12 protein-coding genes and 1 pseudogene are annotated in these 17,611 nt (G+C 70.4%); 9 read left to right on the top strand and 4 right to left on the bottom strand.

What is annotated here, in order from left to right; all coding sequences use genetic code 11:
- Positions 1-49: 49 nt before the first annotated feature.
- Complete coding sequence (locus tag ABD810_RS16615; protein WP_344940152.1) at positions 50-1,555, top strand: acyl-CoA synthetase; 1,506 nt, start codon at positions 50-52, stop codon at positions 1,553-1,555.
- Between the two features lie 55 nt (positions 1,556-1,610).
- Positions 1,611-2,498: an amidohydrolase family protein gene (locus tag ABD810_RS16620; protein WP_344940155.1), complete on the top strand. Its 888-nt coding sequence runs from the start codon at positions 1,611-1,613 to the stop codon at positions 2,496-2,498.
- Between the two features lie 31 nt (positions 2,499-2,529).
- Here the strand turns inward: ABD810_RS16620 and ABD810_RS16625 are convergent, their stop codons facing one another.
- On the bottom strand, positions 2,530-3,633 hold the full coding sequence (locus tag ABD810_RS16625) for an alcohol dehydrogenase catalytic domain-containing protein (protein WP_344940158.1): 1,104 nt from the start codon (positions 3,631-3,633) through the stop codon (positions 2,530-2,532).
- A gap of 264 nt (positions 3,634-3,897) precedes the next feature.
- Between ABD810_RS16625 and ABD810_RS16630 the strand changes: the two genes are divergently transcribed.
- The 4 genes from ABD810_RS16630 to ABD810_RS16645 all read left to right on the top strand — a co-directional run bounded on the left by ABD810_RS16630 (position 3,898) and on the right by ABD810_RS16645 (position 9,881).
- Positions 3,898-5,151 carry an ABC transporter substrate-binding protein gene (locus ABD810_RS16630; protein WP_344940161.1) on the top strand — a complete coding sequence of 418 codons (1,254 nt, stop codon included), beginning with the start codon at positions 3,898-3,900 and terminating at the stop codon, positions 5,149-5,151.
- Between the two features lie 62 nt (positions 5,152-5,213).
- A complete protein-coding gene (locus ABD810_RS16635) occupies positions 5,214-7,937 on the top strand; it encodes an ABC transporter permease subunit (protein ID WP_344940164.1) in 2,724 nt (907 codons plus the stop codon).
- The gene (locus ABD810_RS16640) at positions 7,934-8,674 is read left to right on the top strand and encodes an ABC transporter ATP-binding protein (protein WP_344940167.1); all 741 of its coding nucleotides are present in this window, start codon (positions 7,934-7,936) and stop codon (positions 8,672-8,674) included. The genes ABD810_RS16635 and ABD810_RS16640 overlap by 4 nt, the downstream gene beginning before the upstream one ends.
- A 277-nt stretch (positions 8,675-8,951) precedes the next feature.
- On the top strand, positions 8,952-9,881 hold the full coding sequence (locus tag ABD810_RS16645) for a LuxR C-terminal-related transcriptional regulator (RefSeq protein WP_344940170.1): 930 nt from the start codon (positions 8,952-8,954) through the stop codon (positions 9,879-9,881).
- A 112-nt stretch (positions 9,882-9,993) separates the two neighbouring features.
- Here ABD810_RS16645 and ABD810_RS16650 read toward each other — a convergent pair whose 3' ends face one another.
- Both ABD810_RS16650 and ABD810_RS16655 read right to left on the bottom strand, forming a co-directional pair.
- Entirely contained in the window at positions 9,994-12,318 is a 2,325-nt protein-coding gene (locus ABD810_RS16650) for a peroxidase family protein (protein WP_344940173.1), read from the bottom strand.
- A 350-nt stretch (positions 12,319-12,668) separates the two neighbouring features.
- Positions 12,669-13,448, bottom strand: a complete 780-nt coding sequence (locus ABD810_RS16655) for a DUF2267 domain-containing protein (protein ID WP_344940175.1) — start codon at positions 13,446-13,448, stop codon at positions 12,669-12,671.
- 149 nt (positions 13,449-13,597) lie between these two features.
- Between ABD810_RS16655 and ABD810_RS16660 the strand changes: the two genes are divergently transcribed.
- Genes ABD810_RS16660 through ABD810_RS16670 form a run of 3 tightly spaced genes read left to right on the top strand, consistent with a single transcriptional unit; the run spans position 13,598 to position 16,633 of the window.
- Positions 13,598-14,743 carry an acyl-CoA dehydrogenase family protein gene (locus tag ABD810_RS16660; RefSeq protein WP_344940178.1) on the top strand — a complete coding sequence of 382 codons (1,146 nt, stop codon included), beginning with the start codon at positions 13,598-13,600 and terminating at the stop codon, positions 14,741-14,743.
- Positions 14,740-15,750 carry an acyl-CoA dehydrogenase family protein gene (locus tag ABD810_RS16665; RefSeq protein WP_344940181.1) on the top strand — a complete coding sequence of 337 codons (1,011 nt, stop codon included), beginning with the start codon at positions 14,740-14,742 and terminating at the stop codon, positions 15,748-15,750. Before ABD810_RS16660 ends, ABD810_RS16665 begins: the two co-directional genes overlap by 4 nt.
- Positions 15,751-15,769: 19 nt before the next feature.
- Positions 15,770-16,633: a TIGR03619 family F420-dependent LLM class oxidoreductase gene (locus tag ABD810_RS16670; protein ID WP_344940184.1), complete on the top strand. Its 864-nt coding sequence runs from the start codon at positions 15,770-15,772 to the stop codon at positions 16,631-16,633.
- 446 nt (positions 16,634-17,079) lie between these two features.
- On the opposite strand, the pseudogene ABD810_RS16675 reads toward ABD810_RS16670, so the two are convergent.
- Positions 17,080-17,448, bottom strand: a pseudogene (locus tag ABD810_RS16675) (CHAP domain-containing protein); the annotation flags it as partial.
- Between the last annotated feature and the right edge of the window lie 163 nt (positions 17,449-17,611).

The raw sequence follows: 17,611 nt of genomic DNA on the forward strand, positions 1-17,611 counted from the left end.
CCGCCTAGCCTAAGTTGATGGCGAGATCACCTGACCGTCAGGGAGCGTCATGCGCAATCAGGGGTTGGGGTCGTGGCCGGGACGGCGGGCGCGGATGACGCCGGAGCGGGTGGCGCTGAGCCACGGCGGACGCGAATGGACCTATGGGGAGCTGCACGAGCGGGTCAACCGGCTCGCCTCCGCGCTGCGCGGGCTCGGCGTGCGTCATGGTGACCGCGTCGCGTTCCTCGGGCTCAACCATCCGGCCCTGGTCGAGACCTTCTTCGCGGCGGGCGCGCTGGGAGCGGTGTTCGTCCCGCTGAACACGCGCCTCACCGCGCCGGAGTTGTCGTACATCGTGGGGGACGCGGGCGCGAGCGTCCTGCTCTGCGGAGCCGAGCACGCGGAGATCGGCGCGGCGCTGCCCGTGGCGCGTCGCGTGTCGGTCGCCACGGAGTACGAGGACCTGCTGGCCGCCGGGGACGCCCAGTCGCTGGACGAGCCGGTCGGCTCGGACGAGCCGTGCCTGATCATGTACACCTCGGGCACGACGGGGCGGCCCAAGGGCGCCGTGCTGAGCCACGCGAACCTGACCTGGAACACCGTCAACCTCCTGGTCGACGTCGAGTTGGCGCACGACGAGGTCACGCTGATCAGCGCTCCGCTCTTCCACATCGCCGCTCTGGCGCAGACGCTGGTGCCCACGGTGCTGAAGGGCGGCAAGGCCATCCTGCTGCCGTCGTTCGACGTGGACCAGGTGATCGACCTGATCGAGTCGGAGCGGGTGACGCTGATGTTCGGCGTCCCGGCGATGTTCAACTTCCTGGCCCAGTCGCCCCGGTGGCGCGAGGCGGACCTGTCCAGCCTGCGCAACCTGCTGTGCGGCGGCGCGCCCGTGCCGGAGCCGCTGATCCACACCTATCAGGAGCTGGGACTGACCTTCCTGCAGGGGTACGGCATGACGGAGACCTCGCCCGGGGCGCTGTTCCTGGCGGCCGAGCACTCCGTACGCAAGGCGGGGACCGCGGGAGTGCCCTGCTTCTTCTCCGACGTCCGGCTGGTCACCGCCGATGGGACCGACGCCGCTCCCGGCGAGCCCGGTGAGGTGGTCGTCGAGGGGCCTAACGTCATGATGGGCTACTGGGGGCGCCCGGAGGAGACCGCGAGCGTGGTGTCGCCGGACGGGTGGTTCCACTCCGGCGACATCGCCGTAGCCGACGAAGACGGATATATACGCATCGTCGACCGGGTGAAGGACGTGATCATCTCGGGAGGCGAGAACATCTACCCCGCCGAGGTCGAGAGCGTGCTGTACGGGCATCCGGCCGTCGCCGAGTGCGCGGTCATCGGCGTGCCGGACGAGAAGTGGGGCGAGGTGGGCAAGGCCCTGGTCGTCCTGCGGCCCGGCGTGCCGGCCGAGCCGGACGACGTGCTCGGCCACCTCTCCGGGCGGCTGGCGAACTACAAGATCCCCAAGCAGGTGGAGTTCGTGCCGGCCCTGCCTCGCAACGGGTCGGGCAAGGTGCTCAAGGCCCGGCTCCGGTCGCTCTACGGGCCGGTCGGCGGCGGGACGTGAGGGTGGCCGCGTGACCGGGGCAGGAACGCGTCGTACGGCATTCGAATGATGGGACATGGATGTGATGGCGAAGATGAACGTCGATTCCCTGGTCGCGATCGACGTGCACGCGCACGCGGAGGTCTCCGAGAAGGGCGGGGAGTCGCTCTCCGGCGCGCTGAAGAGCGGTGCCGACGATTATTTCAAGCTGGCCGGGCAGCGGCGGCCGACCGTGCCGGAGATGGCCGCGTTCTACCGCGAGCGGAACATGGCGGCCGTCGTGTTCACCGTGGACGCGGAGACCGCGACCGGGCACCCTCCGGTGCCGAACGACGAGATCGCCCAGGCCTGTGCGGACAACGCCGACGTGCTCATCCCCTTCGCCGGGCTGGACCCGTGGAAGGGGAAGGCGGCGGTCCGGCAGGCGCGGCGCCTGATCGAGGAGTACGGCGTGCGCGGCGTTAAGTTCCACCCGAACCTGCAGGCGTTCTTCCCCAACGACCGGATGGCGTACGGGCTCTACGAGGTCCTGGAGGAGCTGCGGGTGCCGGCGCTGTTCCACACCGGCCAGACCGGCATCGGCGCCGGGGTTCCGGGAGGCGGGGGAGTGCGGCTGAAGTACTCCAACCCGTTGTACGTGGACGACGTCGCCGTCGACTTCCCCGGGCTGCCGATCATCCTGGCGCATCCGTCGTTCCCCTGGCAGGACGAGGCGCTGGCCGTGGCCACGCACAAGCCACGGGTCCACATCGACCTCTCGGGCTGGTCGCCGAAGTACTTCCCGCCGCAGCTCGTGCAGTACGCGAACACGTTGCTCAAGGACAAGGTGCTGTTCGGCTCTGATTACCCGCTCATATCGCCAGATCGGTGGCTGGCCGACTTCGAGAAGCTGCCGATCAAGGACGAGGTCCGGCCCAAGATCCTCAAGGACAACGCGGTCCGGCTGCTCGGCCTCGACGCCTAGGCCGGCCGCCGCGGCCGCAGTCCCTCGGTCCTCAGTCGAAGACGATGACGCTGCGGGCGACCGCGCCCTGGCGTACGTGCTCCACGGCCTCGTTGATCTGGTCGAGGGGGACGCGCTCGCTGACCAGGGCGTCCAGGTCGAGGCGGCCCCGGCGGTACTGCTCGGCCAGCATCGGCAGGTCCCGTACGGGCGCCGCGTCGCCGCCCTGGGTGCCCATCAGGCGGCGGGAGGCGAACAGCAGGGAGGGCTCGATGCTCAGGGGGCTCCCGGCGGGCGGGCTGCCGACCATGACGGTCGTGCCGCCGGGCTGGGTGGCCGCGAACGCGGTGCCGAGCACGCCGGCCACGCCGGTGACGTCGAAGGCGTAGTCGACCCCGCCACGGACGATCTCCCCGACCTGTCCGGCCAGGTCCTCCACCAGGATCGTGTGGGTCGCGCCGAACCTCTCCGCGAGCTTCAGCTTGGACTCGGCGACGTCCGCCGCGATGATCGTCGTGGCTCCGGCGAGCACGGCTCCCTGGACGACGTTGAGGCCGACGCCGCCGCAGCCGACCACCAGGACGCTGGACCCGGGCCGTACCTCGGCGACGTTCAGCACCGCGCCGACCCCGGTGATCACTCCACAGGCGAGCAGGCACATGAGGTCCATCGGAGCGTCCTTGCCGATCTTGACGCACATGGGCTCGTTGACCACGACGTACTCGGCGAACGAGCCGATGCCGATCATCGTGCGGGCGGGGGTGCCGTCGACGCTCAGGCGGGTGCCGCCGTCGCGCATGGTGCCCATGATGGCGGCCATCCTCGCCGGGCCGGCGCACAGGTGGAAGCGGCCGGCGCCGCAGTTGCGGCATCGGCCGCAGGCACCGTTCATCGCGACGATCACGTGGTCGCCCGGCTCGACGGCGGTGACGCCCGCCCCGACGCTCTCGACCACGCCCGCGCTCTCGTGGCCGAGGACGAAGGGGAGCCGCCGGACGACGGGGCTCTTGCCGTCGAGGGCCTTGATGTCGGAGCCGCAGACGCCGGAGGCGGCGATCCGCACGCGGACCTCGCCGGGACCGGGGTCGGCGATCTCGATCTCGCGGATCTCCATCGGGGCCTTGAACTCGGTCAGTACGGCTGCGCGCATCAACATCCGCCGGGCTCCGTCCACCTGAATTCCCACGGGGTCAGCCATGGCTCCGATGCGAACGCTAGCGACACGGCCAGATCAAAGCAAGCAAACGCTTGGCAGGTGAGCGACGGTCGTGTCCGCCGCTCGACCGGCGATCGGCCGCGGTCTCCGTGCGCCGTACCTCCATTGACACGCTCACGGCGTGAATTTAGTCTGCGTGAAACCAAGCGAGCGCTAGGCCAAAACTCTGGAGCCCGCTCGGTTACAAGGCGCGAAGGAGTGAGTATGCGACGGCAGGCGCTCATTGGGCTGGTGATGGTCGCGGCGCTGGTCGGATGCGCGGCCGAGCAGAAGGCGGGCGGAGGCGGCGCCGCACCGGGCGCGTCCGGCACGGAGGGCGTGACCGCCACCACGATCAAGATCGGCGGCGTGCTCACCAAGACCAGCGCCAGCGGATACTCCACCAAGGACGCCGAGATCGGCGCCAAGGCGCGCTTCGAGCGGGCCAACGCCCAGGGCGGCGTCAACGGCCGCACGATCGAGTTCGTCGGCGCCGAGGACGACAACCAGGACGCGTCCAAGGGCGACGCGGCCGCCAAGAAGCTGGTCCAGAAGGACAAGGTCTTCGCCGTCGTCCCCGTGCACGCGCCCAACTTCGGCGGCGCGGTGTTCCTGGAACAGAACAAGGTGCCCTGGTTCGGCTGGGCGACCGGCCCCCAGTGGTGCGGCACCACCACCGGCTTCGGCTACAACGGCTGCCTGGCGCCCAAGCCCGGAGCCGGCTCCCAGACCTGGTGGGGCAACCAGTTCGCCGAACTCGTGGGCGGAGCACAGGGCAAGACCGTCTACGTCCAGACCACCGACTCCAGCGGCAGCAAGTACGGCGGCACCACGATCTCCCAGTCGTTCCAGGCCGCGGGATTCAAGCTGGTCGGCGTCAACTCCGGCCTGCCCGCCGCCGCGCCGCCCCCCGACTGGCTGCCGTACGTCAACAAGATCATGAAGTCGAACGGGGGCAAGGCGCCGGACGTGGTCGTGTCCATCATCGCGGGCACCAAGTTCAACACCGGGCTCTACTCGGCGCTGAAGAAGGCCGGCTACAAGGGCATGCTGACCGACGCGACCAGCTACGACGCGGCCATCCTCAAGGACCCGGCCACCGCCCAGGCGCTGGAGGGCGTCGTCGCCGCGCCGATGTTCGAGCCGTTCGAGTCGACCGCCCCGGAGGTCGCGCAGCTCAAGACCGACGTCGAGAAGGTCGCCCCCGGCACCACGCTCACGCAGCACCTGGCCATCGGCTACTGGGCGGCGGACATCTTCCTGAAGGTGCTGGAGAAGACCGGAAAGGACGTCACCAGGGAGAGCTTCCTGCGGACGGCCAACTCGGGCTTCACCTACCAGAACGCCGGCTTCGGCCGGATCGAGTACCCCAAGGACCACAGCGAGCCGAACGGCTGCGGCGCCCTGGTCAAGCTCGTCGACGGCGCCTTCCAGGTCGCCAAGAACATGAAGTGCTTCGACAACGTTCCGCTGAAGTGACCGGCGGGCCATCTGGCGCCGGAGGCGACTCCGGCGTCTGATGGTTGACACCAGGGGGATCCATGTCGGAGCTTCTCGGCTACATTCTCAGCGGTCTGGTCACCGGCGCCATCTTCGCGGTGATGGCGTCGGGACTGACCCTGTCGTACTCGGCGACGGGCGTGTTCAACTTCGCCCACGGCGCCATCGGCTTCCTCACCGCTCTCGTCTTCTACGAGCTCACGGTCGGGTTCGGCCGGCCCACGTGGGCGGCGGGCCTGGTCTCGCTCGTCCTGTTCGCCCCCGGGCTCGGCTACGTGCTGCACAAGGCGATGTTCAGGGGTCTCGCCCAGGCCGGCGAGACGGCGCAGATCGTCGGCACCATCGGCCTGACGATCGCCCTTCCCGCCATCGGCCTGTGGATCGTCGAACTGTCCGGCGGGGTGCTGGCGGCGGCCGACGCCACCGCCCTGCCGCGCGGCCTCGGCCCGTACCCGCCGGTCACCGTCGAGTTCGGCGGCGTCCGGCTCGACTCCGACCAGCTCATCACCTTCGGCTTCGCCGTGCTCGCCGCCGCCGGGCTGTGGGCGTTCATGCGGCACACGCCGTACGGCCTGCGCATGCGGGCCTCCGTCGACCGGCGGCGGCTCGCCACGTTGCGTGGGATCGACGCGGACGCCTCCTCGGCGCTCGCTTGGATGCTCGGATCCACGCTGGCCGGGCTCGCCGGCGTGCTGGCCGTCCCCACGATCGGCCTGGACTCGACGGCCTTCACGGTCATGCTGTTCGTGTCGGCGACCGCGGCGGTGTTCGGGCGGCTGAGCTCGATCCCGGTGACGTTCGCCGCCGGTCTCGGACTGGGCGTCGTGCAGAACCTGGTCGCGGGTTACGCCGACTTCGCGGAGAACGTCACCGGCCTGCGTACAGCCGTGCCCGTTCTCCTGCTGTTCGTCGGGCTGGTCCTGCTGAACCGCTCGCGGGAACGGGTGGCCGGATCCGCCTCCGAGGACGCCCCACCGCCCGACTACCTGGCCGACCTGCCGCTCTGGCGGCGCCGCGCCCCCTGGATCGTCGCGACCGTGGCGCTGCTGGCCTGGACGTTCACCGCAGACGAGTACTACGTCGGCATCCTGGCGCAAGGGCTGGTCCTGGCACTGATCTTCTGCTCGTTCGTCGTGGTGACCGGCATCGGCGGCATGGTCAACCTGGCCCAGGCGTCGTTCGCGGCGATGGCGGCGCTGACCTGCGGCTGGGCCTTCTCCTCCGGGCTGCCGCTGATCCTGGCCATCGCGATCGGGGTGCTGGCGGCCACCGCGGTCGGCGTCCTGGTCGCGCTGCCGGCCCTTCGGCTCGGCGGGCGGATACTGACGCTCGCGACGCTGGCCCTCGCGCTGCTGGCCGACCAGGTGCTGTTCCAGATCGACGCCTTCAGCAACGGCACGATCGGGTGGCCGCTGCCGGCGCTCGGCTTCGGCTTCGCCGACACCACCGACCCGCGCGTGCGGGTGGTGCTGCCGCTGGTCCTGATCGGCCTCATCGGGGTGCTGGTCCGCAACCTGGAACGGTCGGCGTCCGGCCGCGCGATCCTGGCGGTACGATCGGCGCCCGCCGCCGCGACCACGTCCGGCATCTCGGCGCCGCGGACCAAGATCCTTCTGTTCGCGCTGGCCTCGATGATCGCCGGTCTGGGCGGCGTGCTGTTCGCCACGTTCAAGGGCTCGGTCACCGCCACCGACCTGCCCGCCTTCGCGGGTTTCCTGTGGCTCGCCGTGGTGGTGCTCCAGGGCGTGCGCCGGATCGGTGGCGCGGTGCTCGCGGGAGTCGTGGCGGCGGCGTTCCCGGAGATCCTCTCCAACTTCGAAGTATCAGCGCATGTCGGGGCGATCCTGTTCGGCACCGGCGGCATGATCCTCGCCAAGCACCCCGACGGCGTGCTCGCCCAGATGGCCGAGATCCGTCACCGCAGGCGGCGACGCCGCCTCGACCGGACGAGCGCCACCGCCCCGCAACGCGAAGTCGCCCGATCCCGGGCCACCGCGCTGGAGGGGGGATCCGCCCAGGAACGCGCGCCCGCGCCGCGAGAGGCCGGCCAGGTGTCCGCGCCCCAGGCGACCGATCACGACAGGGCGCCGGTCTTCGCGCTGGAGTCGGTCGTGGCCGGGTACGGCGACGTGACCGTACTGCGGGGCGTGGACCTCGTCGTCTGGCCGGGGGAGGTCGTGGCCCTGCTCGGCGCGAACGGCGCGGGCAAGTCCACCACCTGTGCGGTCGCCGCGGGCGATCTGCCCGTCACGGCCGGACGCGTACGGCTCGACGGGATCGACGTCACGGCCTGGCCCGCCCACCGCCGGGCCAGGCAGGGGGTGCTCCTCGCCCCCGAAGGCCGGGGGGTGTTCCCCGGGCTGACGGTGGAGGAGAACCTCCGGACATGGCTCTCCGACCCCGATCCGGTCTACGAACGGCTGCCGCAGCTCGCGGCCCGCCGCCATCTCGCGGCCGGAGCGCTCTCGGGCGGCGAGCAGCAACTCCTCACCCTGGCGCCGGCCCTGATCCGGCCGCCCCGGGTGCTGATCGCCGACGAGCCGTCGCTGGGCCTCGCCCCGCTCATCGTCGAGCAGATCTTCACCCTGTTCACCGAGCTGAGGGAGCGAGGGGTGGCCCTGCTGCTGGTCGAGGAGAAGGCCACCGAGACGTTGCGCGTCGCCGACCGGGTGGCGTTCATGCGACTCGGCCGCATCACCTGGACCGGGCCGCGCTCCGACGTCGACCCGGACCGTCTCACCACCGCCTACCTGGGAGTCTCATGATCGCCGTCGAGAACGTCTCGGTGTCGTTCGGAGGGGTCAAGGCGCTCGGCGAGGTGTCGTTCGAGGTGCCCGCCGGGCAGATCTGCGGGGTCATCGGCCCCAACGGCGCCGGGAAGACGACGCTGTTCGACGTCGTGTCCGGGCTGCGGCGGCCGAGCAGCGGTTCGGTCCGCCTGGGGGACCGGGACGTGACCGACGTCCCCGCCGTACGGCGCGCCCGTGCGGGCGTGCGCCGCACCTTCCAGCGCACCCAGGTGTTCGGCCGCCTCACCGTGGCCGACAACGTGCTCGCGGCCATGGAGTGGCGCGGCGGCGGCGGAGGGCTGCCGGCGGACCTGGTGGCCTGGCCCGCACGCCGGGCCCGCGAAGGAGAGCGACGCCGGCGGGTCGATGAGGTACTCGACCTGTGCGGGCTCGCCGATCTCCGCGACGCCTACGCCGCCACGCTGCCCATCGGCCGCCGCCGGCTGGTCGAGCTGGCCCGCGCACTGGCCGACCGGCCGGAGGTTCTCCTGCTGGACGAGCCCACCTCCGGTCTGGACGGCGACCAGACCGCCCGCCTGAAGGAGATCATCGCGGCCCTGGACACCACGGTGCTGCTGGTCGAGCACGACATGGGCTTCGTGATGGACACCTGCGACCGCCTCATCGTCCTGGACCTCGGGAAGGTCATCGCCACCGGCACCCCGGCCGAGATAAGGGACGACCCCTCGGTCCGCGCCGCTTACCTGGGCTGACCGCTGTCACATGGTGTGGCGGAGGTCAGGCCGACTGCGGCGGATGTCCCCTGCTTCTTGGGTGGATGTCGCTCACTCACATCGCTAGGCATCCGAAGAGCCTCTGGTGCGTGGGCTGCTGAAAGTTTCCCATCCGTAGCCTGATCGACCTATCGGAAGAGTCATATTTGTTGACAACCCGGGTTAATCGTTCGACTCTGTAGGGATGATCGCACCCTCCCGGAGCGTCCACCAGGACAGGGTGGCGGACCGCATGACGAACGAAGCCTGAGCCATCATGGACGAGACCGGCCATGTATTTCATCCGCCTGATGCCGGTGGCAAATCGGTCAATGTTCTCACCGGCCTGGAGTTGACCGTCCTTTCGTTGATCGGCTGCGGGTACAGTGTCCCGGAGATCGCCAAGCGGCTGAAGATCCGCCCACGCGCCGTCGAAAGTCACAAGCGGCACCTCTACCAGAAGCTCGGCGTCGGCACCCAGAGCCACGCGGTGGCCCGCGCGATCGCGCTCGGTCTGTTCGACCTTCCGAGGAACGCCGGCTGGGTCGCGCGGCTCCGGCCCGAAGCCGGTCGTCCGGAACTCGTGGTGGTGCACGCGGCGCCGGGCACCTGCCTGCAGCACGTGGTGATCGCTCTACTCGGGTGCGGCACGTCGTTCGTCCTCACCCGCACGCGAGAGCTGGGCGGCGATCACTGGATGCGCTGGCATCGGGGCACGCTGACGGTGCTGCTCATGGACCCCACCGCCCACGACTGGACGCTGCCCGCACGCCTGGGCGCTCCGGTCATCATCGTACGATCAACACCGCCGGCCCTCACCGCGGTGATGGACGCGCTCCGCCGAGGCGCGCGAGCGCTGCTCTGGGGGGACGAGCTACGCCGCGATCTTGGCACGGTCTTACCCCTGGTGGCCGGGCGATACTTCGTCATGAGCTCGGCGTACGTCGGAAAGCTCCCCTTCGACCCCTCGGAGAGCGGCGTGGGAGATCTTTCGTGGACCGTGAAGCTCACCCCGCGGGAGCGGGACATCCTCGGCTCCATCGCCTGCGGGCACACCATCCGCCAGACCGCCCGCACACTCGGCATCGCCTCCAAGACCGTGGAGAACACCCAGGCCCGGCTGTTCAGGAAACTGGGCGCCAAGAACAGGTCGGAGACGCTGACCATCGCCTACCAACTGGGCGTCGTCCAGGGGATCGTGGACTAGGTGCCCGATCACGAGAGGTCTCGCGGGGTGGACCGCTGAACGCGGAGGTCGGGCCGGGCACGGCCGCATACGGTCTGTGCCCGGCCCGCCCGTCCACGGCGAGCGCCCGGCGCTAGCGGAGGGCGCAGCGAAGGTTGTTGAGGGTGAAGTTGGGCGGTTTCGCATTGGTGGCGTCATCCCACCTGGCGTTGAACCCCACCCCGGTGAGAGTGCCGCCCGCGGGGATGGTCGCGTTGAAGCTCTGGTTGGTCACCGTGGCGGCCGACCCCGCCTGCGAGGCGACGCCGTTCCAGAGCTGGGTGAACGTCTGCCCGTTCGCGAACTGCCACCGGAGGGTCCAGCCGTTGACCGGGGTCGCACGCAGGTTGGTGATCTCCATGGTGGCCTGGAAGTTCCCCGGCCACGAGGTGACGATCGAGTAGGCGACCTGGCACGTCGCCGCGGGCAGGTCGGCGTCGGGGACGAGGAAGACGTTCGCGTTGAGACCGGAGGCCGGGATGTCGGTGTTGGAGGAGATGATCTGCGCCAGCGACCGCCGGTAGTCGATCCCGTACTGCTGCCTGATGAAGCTGAGCCCGGGGTCGTTGCCGTAGAAGAACCGGTCGCCGTCACGCAGGGCCTGGAACTGCTTCGCCCAGATGGCGAGCTGCAACTCGCCGAACTCGGTGCCGGCGACGTGCGGTTCTGCCACCATGCCGGTGAAGGCGTCCACGGCGTTCACGTTCCCGTAGACCGCCCGCAGCCGTGCCGCCACCGGGGTGCGGCGTACGGACCTCGTCGCACCGTCCTCACCGAGCGCGACCGGCGCGCCGTCGATGTCGAAGAGCTGGGTGAAGCCGAGGCTGTCGGGGTCGTTGATCTCGTTGCCGGGGGTCAGCAGCGGGTCGGACGGGAAGAGGTCCGACGCCTCACCGGTGATCGCCGCGAAGCTCGTCCGCGGCGCGAGCCCGTATGCCTGGCGCAGCTGGTTGTAGGTCGGCATCCCGTGATCGCGGCCACGCTCGATGTCGATCGCGCCGAGGTCGACCACACCTCTGAAGCACTCGGGCAGGGCCGGCCCGTCGAGGCACTCCGGGTTGCCCGAGACGGGAACCTGGAAGAGCACGCTGCGGAGCTGGTTGTCGATCTGCTCGTCGTTCTTGTACTCCGACTCCGCGCCGATGGCCTTGAGCAGCGGGCCGAGCTGGAGGGAGGGCACCAGGCCGGGGTTGAAGAAGGCCACGTTGAGGGGGATCGCCAGCGCGACGTCGTCGCCTTCGGTGGCGACCTCGATGCCCTGTGCCTCGAAGGCCGCGAGCTGTGCGGCCGTGTAGCGGGCGGCCTCGGTGTCCAGCTCGATCTCACCGTGGATCTGGCTGTGCGCCCGGTAGCCCACCGTGGCGAACTCGTTGGTCAGGTTGGAGTTCACATTGGGCTTGTAACCGGTGTAGCGCGGCAGGCTGACCCCCAAGGCGGGGAGGAACTCGTTATAGGTGACGTACTGCTGCTCGGCGATGACCAGGCGCCGGGCGATCTGGAACTTGTCCTCCTCCGACAGGGAGCTCGGCAGCAGGGAGACGATCCGGTTGTGCTCCCGTGCGAACAACGTGTGAGTCGCGGTCAGCGCCACGTTCTCGTTGGCCCGCACGTCTCCGGCGACCACCGCGTTGGCCGGGTTCCCCAGCAGCCTGCCGTCGACCTGCATGGCCGGCGCGGTCGCCGCGTCGCCACGGCTGCTACGCCGGGGCAGGTAGCCGCCGGGTATCAGCAGGCGGGCGTTGTTGTTGGCGAGGTTGCCGTCCACGGAACCCTCGCGCAGCCATTCGAGTCGCTGGCTGGTGCCGCCGTAGACCGCCCACGCGTCGAGGTAGGAGCTGACCGTGTTGGTCTGCTGGCGTGGGTTGGCCGTGGTGGTGCCGGTTCCCGCGGTGGCCGCCGAGCGGGTGAAGGGGATGACGCCGAGGGTGTTGGTGAAGGTTTCGAGCGGGTCCGCGCTGTTGAAGGGGATGTTCGCCGCGGTCGCGGTCGGACCGGCATCATCGCGCAGGCCCATCGTGTGATCGAGGAACTGGCCCCACGTGAAGCCCCACTGGGTGACCCGCCGCTCGGAGAAGACGTTCTGGTCGACGTCGTTGAAGAGCCGGTTGCTGAGGAAGCGGGAATTGGGCCCGGTCGACGGGGTGCTCACTCCGTTGGCGTAACGGGCAGGAGCCACCCGTGAGTAGGCGGTGCCCGCCTTCCCCGATGTGGGGTTGGCGACGTTGTTCCCGCTGCCGTCCAGGCTCTGCACCTCGAACGGGACGGCGGCGCCGGCCTCGGTGGCCGTGACCACCCCGCTCAGCACGAACAGCAGGGCGCAGGCGATGGAGATCGACGCCCTGCCCCGCCTGCGGCGAGAGACTCTTCGGGTGCTGGTCGACGGCGATCGTTGCGACAGGGGATTGCTGTGGTGATGCATCTGGCGTCTCCACACGGGGGCATGTGAAAAGGGGTTTCGCGCGCCGAACCAGCCTTTCTTCACATACGTTGAAAGGAATGGAGAACGGGCGCGAGATGTCGTGCCCGGGGCTCGGCACAAAAGCTCGGGGTTCGGAGCCAGAGAGAGAACCGCAGCCTCTGATACGACGAAATCTGCAGCGTACAGCGGGGTTGACGAGGGAGGACGCGCCAAAGTGCAGGGACCTCCCGGAGGTGGGAGAGGGCGTTTCCGTGCCTCGCGGCAATGCTGGGCTCTCGCCTACCCGCCGTCAATGCGGGTTCGCCGACGTATCATCACTGGGTGCGTTTAAGCCTTGGGGGAAATTCCATTCACGCCGTTGCGAGCTCCGCCACGTATACGCGAGGCAGTTGCGAGGTGAGGTCGTGGAACTCCTTCTTGGTGAGCGTGTCGCGCAGGGTCGCGAAGACGGCTCGGGTGTGCGCGCGGGCCTTGTCCACGGGCACCCCTCCCTCCCGCTCCGCCACCAGGGAGAGGAATTCGTCCAGCGGCATCGGCCTGGCGGCGTCCTGGCTCCGGTCGTTGCCGCGTTCCAGCGCCGAGGACAGCTCGGCGGGGAGTTCCTCCATCAGGTCGCGTACCTCTCCGCCGCTGACCCGCTCCGCCAGCGTCTCCAGCACCGCCTCGGTGGCCCGCCACGCGTCCCTGCGGTTGAGCCGGGCACGGCGGGCGACCCCGTCCAGGAACTGCTCCAGCGGGACGGACACGTGGACCGGGGCCAGGGCCCTGTCGATGAGGACCTGGTAGTCCTCGGGGAGCTCCGACACCACGCGGGTGAACACGGTGGCCGGCACAGCCCTGCTCAGAGCCAGGAGGACCGCGTTCACGTGCCGCTCCGCCGTGAGGACGTCGACGCCCTCGCGCTGGGCGACCCAGCGCAGGAACTCGTCGGCGTAGAGGTTCCCCTGGTCGTTGCCCTGCTGTAGCCACCGTGCCGGCTCGTCCGGAAGATGCGCGGCGAGGGCCTGGGCCTGGGCTGGTGTCAGCCGCTGGGCGAGCGTCTCCAGTGTGACGCGGGCGGCGGTCTCGGCGGCCTGCCGGTCGAGGCCCGCCTCATGCTGGACGATGGCGAGAAATCCGGTGTAATCCATGGCTGCCCACTCCGGTCGGGGTCATTCTCGACGCTACTCGCGGCGCCCTCCAAGTCATGCGCGGGCCCCGCCTGATCACCCGCGAATCGGGCATGGCCAGCTCACCAAGCGTGCGCTAGGTTGGTTAGGCGCCGACCTACGGAGGGCATGTGGATCTGGACTTCACGCCGGCGGAGCAGGAGTTCCGCGCGGAGGTGCGCGGCTGGCTGGCGGCGCACGTGCCCGACCCGCCGCTTCCCTCCATGGACACCGCCAAGGGCTTCCAGGCGCACCGGGAGTGGGAACGCCTTCTCGCCACCGAGCGATACTCCGTCGTGAGCTGGCCGCACGAGTACGGCGGGCGGGGCGCGTCCCTGGTGGAGTGGCTGATCTTCGAGGAGGAGTACTGGGCGGCGGGCGCGCCCGGCAGGGTGAGCCAGAACGGCATCTTCCTGCTCGCCCCCACTCTGTTCTCGTCGGGCACCTCGGCCCAGCGCGAGAGGTTCCTCGGCAGGATGGCACGGGCCGACGACGTCTGGGCGCAGGCGTGGTCGGAGCCCGAGGCCGGCAGCGACCTCGCCTCCCTGCGCTCGCGCGCCGAGCGCGTCGACGGAGGCTGGCGCTTATACGGGCAGAAGACCTGGAGCTCCCGGGCGGCCCACGCGGACTGGGGCTTCGGGCTCTTCCGGTCCGACCCGGAGTCGGCCCGCCACCGGGGCCTCACCTACTTCATGTTCCCGCTCTCTGAGGTCACGGTCCGCCCGATCGCCCAGCTCGACGGCGAGCACGGATTCGCCGAGCTGTTCTTCGACGGGGTGTTCGTGCCCGACGACCAGGTGCTCGGCGCGCCGGGGGAGGGCTGGCGCATCGCCATGGCCACCACGTCCTCCGAGCGCGGCCTCACGCTGCGCAGCCCCGGCCGCTTTCTCGCCACCGCCGACCGGCTCGTACGGCTGGCACGCGGCCTCAACCCCGACCCGGTGCTGGCCGACCAGGTGGCGCGGGCCTGGCTCGACGCCGAGGCCTACCGGCTGCACACCTTCGGCACCGCGCGCAGGCTCGCCGCCGGAGAGGAGATCGGATCCGCGTCCAGTATGGGGAAGGTCTTCTGGTCCGAGCTGGACCTGCGCATGCACACGCTCGCCCTCCAGTTGCTCGGCCAGCGCGGGCTGCTCTCCGGTGGCGCTCCCGACTCGGCGGACGGCGGGCGGTGGCTGGACGGCTTCCTGTTCGCCCTCGCCGGTCCCATCTACGCGGGCACCAACGAGATCCAGCGGAACATCATCGCCGAGCGCGTCCTCGGGCTGCCGCGATGAACTTCGCCTTCAACGACGACCAGCTCGCCCTGGCGGCGACGGTCAAGGACGTGCTGCGCGCCCACTGCCCCCCGCGAGCCGTACGGGAGGCCGGTCTGGGCGGTGACCGGACGCCGGCCTGGCCGCACCTGGCGAAGCTCGGCCTGTTCGGCGTGCTGGTCCCCGAACGCCACGGAGGCCTGGGGCTCGGGATGACCGACGCGGTCCTGGCCTTCGAGGAGACGGGAAGGGCCGCCCTGCCCGGGCCGATCGCAGAGACCGCCGCCGCCGCGCCCGTACTCCTCGCCACCGATCCGGCCGCGTCGGCGTCCGCCCTGCCCGGGGTGGCGGCGGGCACGACGCGCGCGAGCGTGCGGCTCGGCGACCAGGTCTACGCCCCGGACGCCGACCTCGCCGACCTGCTGATCCTGGAGCAGGACGGAGAGGTCCACGCGGTGCCCGCCGACGCCGTGCGGCTGACGCCGCAACCCGGCGTCGACCCGGTCCGCAGGCTGTTCACCGTGGCCTTCGATCCCTCGCCGCGGACCCGCCTGGCGCATGCCCGGCCCGCCGCCCTGCGGGCGGTGACGGTCGCGGTGGCGGCACAGCTGATCGGCCTGTCCCGGCACCTGCTGGAGACCACCGTGGTGTACGCGCGGGCGCGCAAGCAGTTCGGCACGCCCGTCGGGGGCTTCCAGGCGGTCAAGCACCAGCTCGCCGACGTCGCCATCGCGATCGACTTCGCGGCGCCGCTGGTCTACGCGGCGGCGCTGGCCACCGACCGCGACCTGCCTTCGGCCGACCGGGACGTGAGCGCGGCCAAGGCGGCGGCCGGCGAGGCGGCCGACCGGGCCGCCCGGGTGGCGCTGCAGGTGCACGGCGCCATCGGCTACACCGACGAGCTGGACCTGCGGCTGTGGCTGGTCCGGGTCTGGTCGCTCGCGTCGGCCTACGGGAACACCGGCCTGCACCGCTCTCGGCTCAGGTCGGCGATCCTCGGCACCCCCGAACTGCGCAGATGGCCATGAGACACCAGGAGGTGCGGGCGTGAGATTCGGCGTCCCGCTGGGGCTGCTGCACCCAGCGGCGTGGAAGGACGTGGCCGTGGCCGCCGACGAGCTGGGGTTCGAGTCGGTCTGGCTGCCCGAGCATCTGGTCTTCGCCACGGACCTGTCCCTCGCCATCTATCCGGGCACCGACAAGCCGGGCATCTCTCCGGCGACCCCGCTCTTCGACGCTCCGGCCTACCTGTGCTGGCTGGCCGGGCTGACCTCGCGGGTGAGGCTCGGGACCGCGGTGCACCTCTACGCCCTGCGGCACCCATTCGTCTCGGCACGGGCCTTCGCCACGCTGGACATCGTCTCCGACGGCCGGGCGATCTGCGGGGTGGGCGCCGGGTGGTATCCGGGGGAGTGGGTGGCGGCCGGACTGGACTTCGCGACGCGTGGACCCCGGCTGGACGAGGCCATCGAGGTGACCAGGCGGCTGTGGTCGGAGCCGGTCGTCGCGCACACCGGACGCTTCTTCACCTTCCCTGAGGTGGCCTTCGATCCCAAGCCGGTCCAGGAACGGCTTCCCATCCTGTCCGGGGGCGAGTCGGCCGCGGCCCTGCGGAGGGCGGCGACCCGGTGCGACGGCTGGATCAGCATGCCGCACACGCTGGAGTCGATCCGCCCGCAGCTCGACCGGCTCGCCACGATGCGCGCCACTCGCGAGGTCACGGATGCGGTCCCCTTCTCCGTCACCGCGCACGCCTACTCGTTGACGGGACCGGACGAGGTCGGCGGCTGGGAGAGGCTCGGCGTCGACCGCATGATCGTCCGTCCCTGGACGCGGGGCCGCGACGCGGTGGCGAAACTGGCCGAGTTCGCCGACCGGTACGGCGTCCGCGACCCGGCCGTCACGGACTGACGGTCCTGGCCTCGCCGGGCGATCGACAGCGCCAGCCGTACGGAGGCGTGCGTGACCTTGAAGTAGGCGATCAGGACCAGGGAGGCGATCAGCACGGGAGCGACCAGGGCGCCGGCGCCGAGGTCCGCCTGCTGGGACGCCACGCCGCCGGCGATGCCGTTCGCGGCCGGCATGCCCATCGTGACGGTGGCCGGGATCGAGGACTCCGCGGCGGCCAGGGTCATCGCGGGAACGATGGGCTCCGCCGCCGGAGCGTCCTGTGCGGAACGCGTCCCGGCGAGTACGGCGGGCGCCGCGCCGGCCTGGGGACCGGCGAACGACGCCTTCGTCACCACCGTGACCTCGCTCAACTTGGCCTTGACCTTCTCGGGATAGCCGTAGCCGACGACGTAGCTCTGGTCCCTGACCTTCTCCCTGACGAACCGGCCGTCCACATTGCCCTCGATCGTGTGGATGGTCTGGCCGTCGACGGAGACCACCATGCCGACGTGGTCGATGTTGTCGACGACGTCGGAGCCGCCCCAGTCGAAGAAGACCACGGCACCCGGCTTGGGGGTGGTGCCCCAGGCGCCGTGGTCGACGAACCATTCGGCGTGGTTCACGGTGTACGCGAACTGTCCGAACCACTTCTCGTACCCGAGCTGGTGGGCCGCCCAGGACAGGAACATGTCGCACCAGGGCTGTGCGGAGTAGTCCGAGTCGAACTCGACCGTCTTGCCGTACCAGGCTCCGAACTTCGTGTATCCGCCACCCTGCTCGCTGTAGCCGAGCTGGGTCTGGAGCAGGTCGAGCATCTTCTGCAGTTCAGGTGACATGGGAAGTGAGGGGTCCTTCCGGTTTGCGCCACTGACGTCGGGGCACGTCAGGTGTTCTGTGGAGGAGGACGTTAGCTAGGAAAAGAGGAGGTCAAAAGGGCCTTGTCTTGACCCTGGCCCGCCTTGTCCGGAAGGGCCGCGCGCCGGAAACGCCGTGGGCGCC

The organism is Sphaerisporangium flaviroseum, from assembly GCF_039537005.1.
Taxonomy (GTDB): Bacteria; Actinomycetota; Actinomycetes; order Streptosporangiales; family Streptosporangiaceae; genus Sphaerisporangium; species Sphaerisporangium flaviroseum.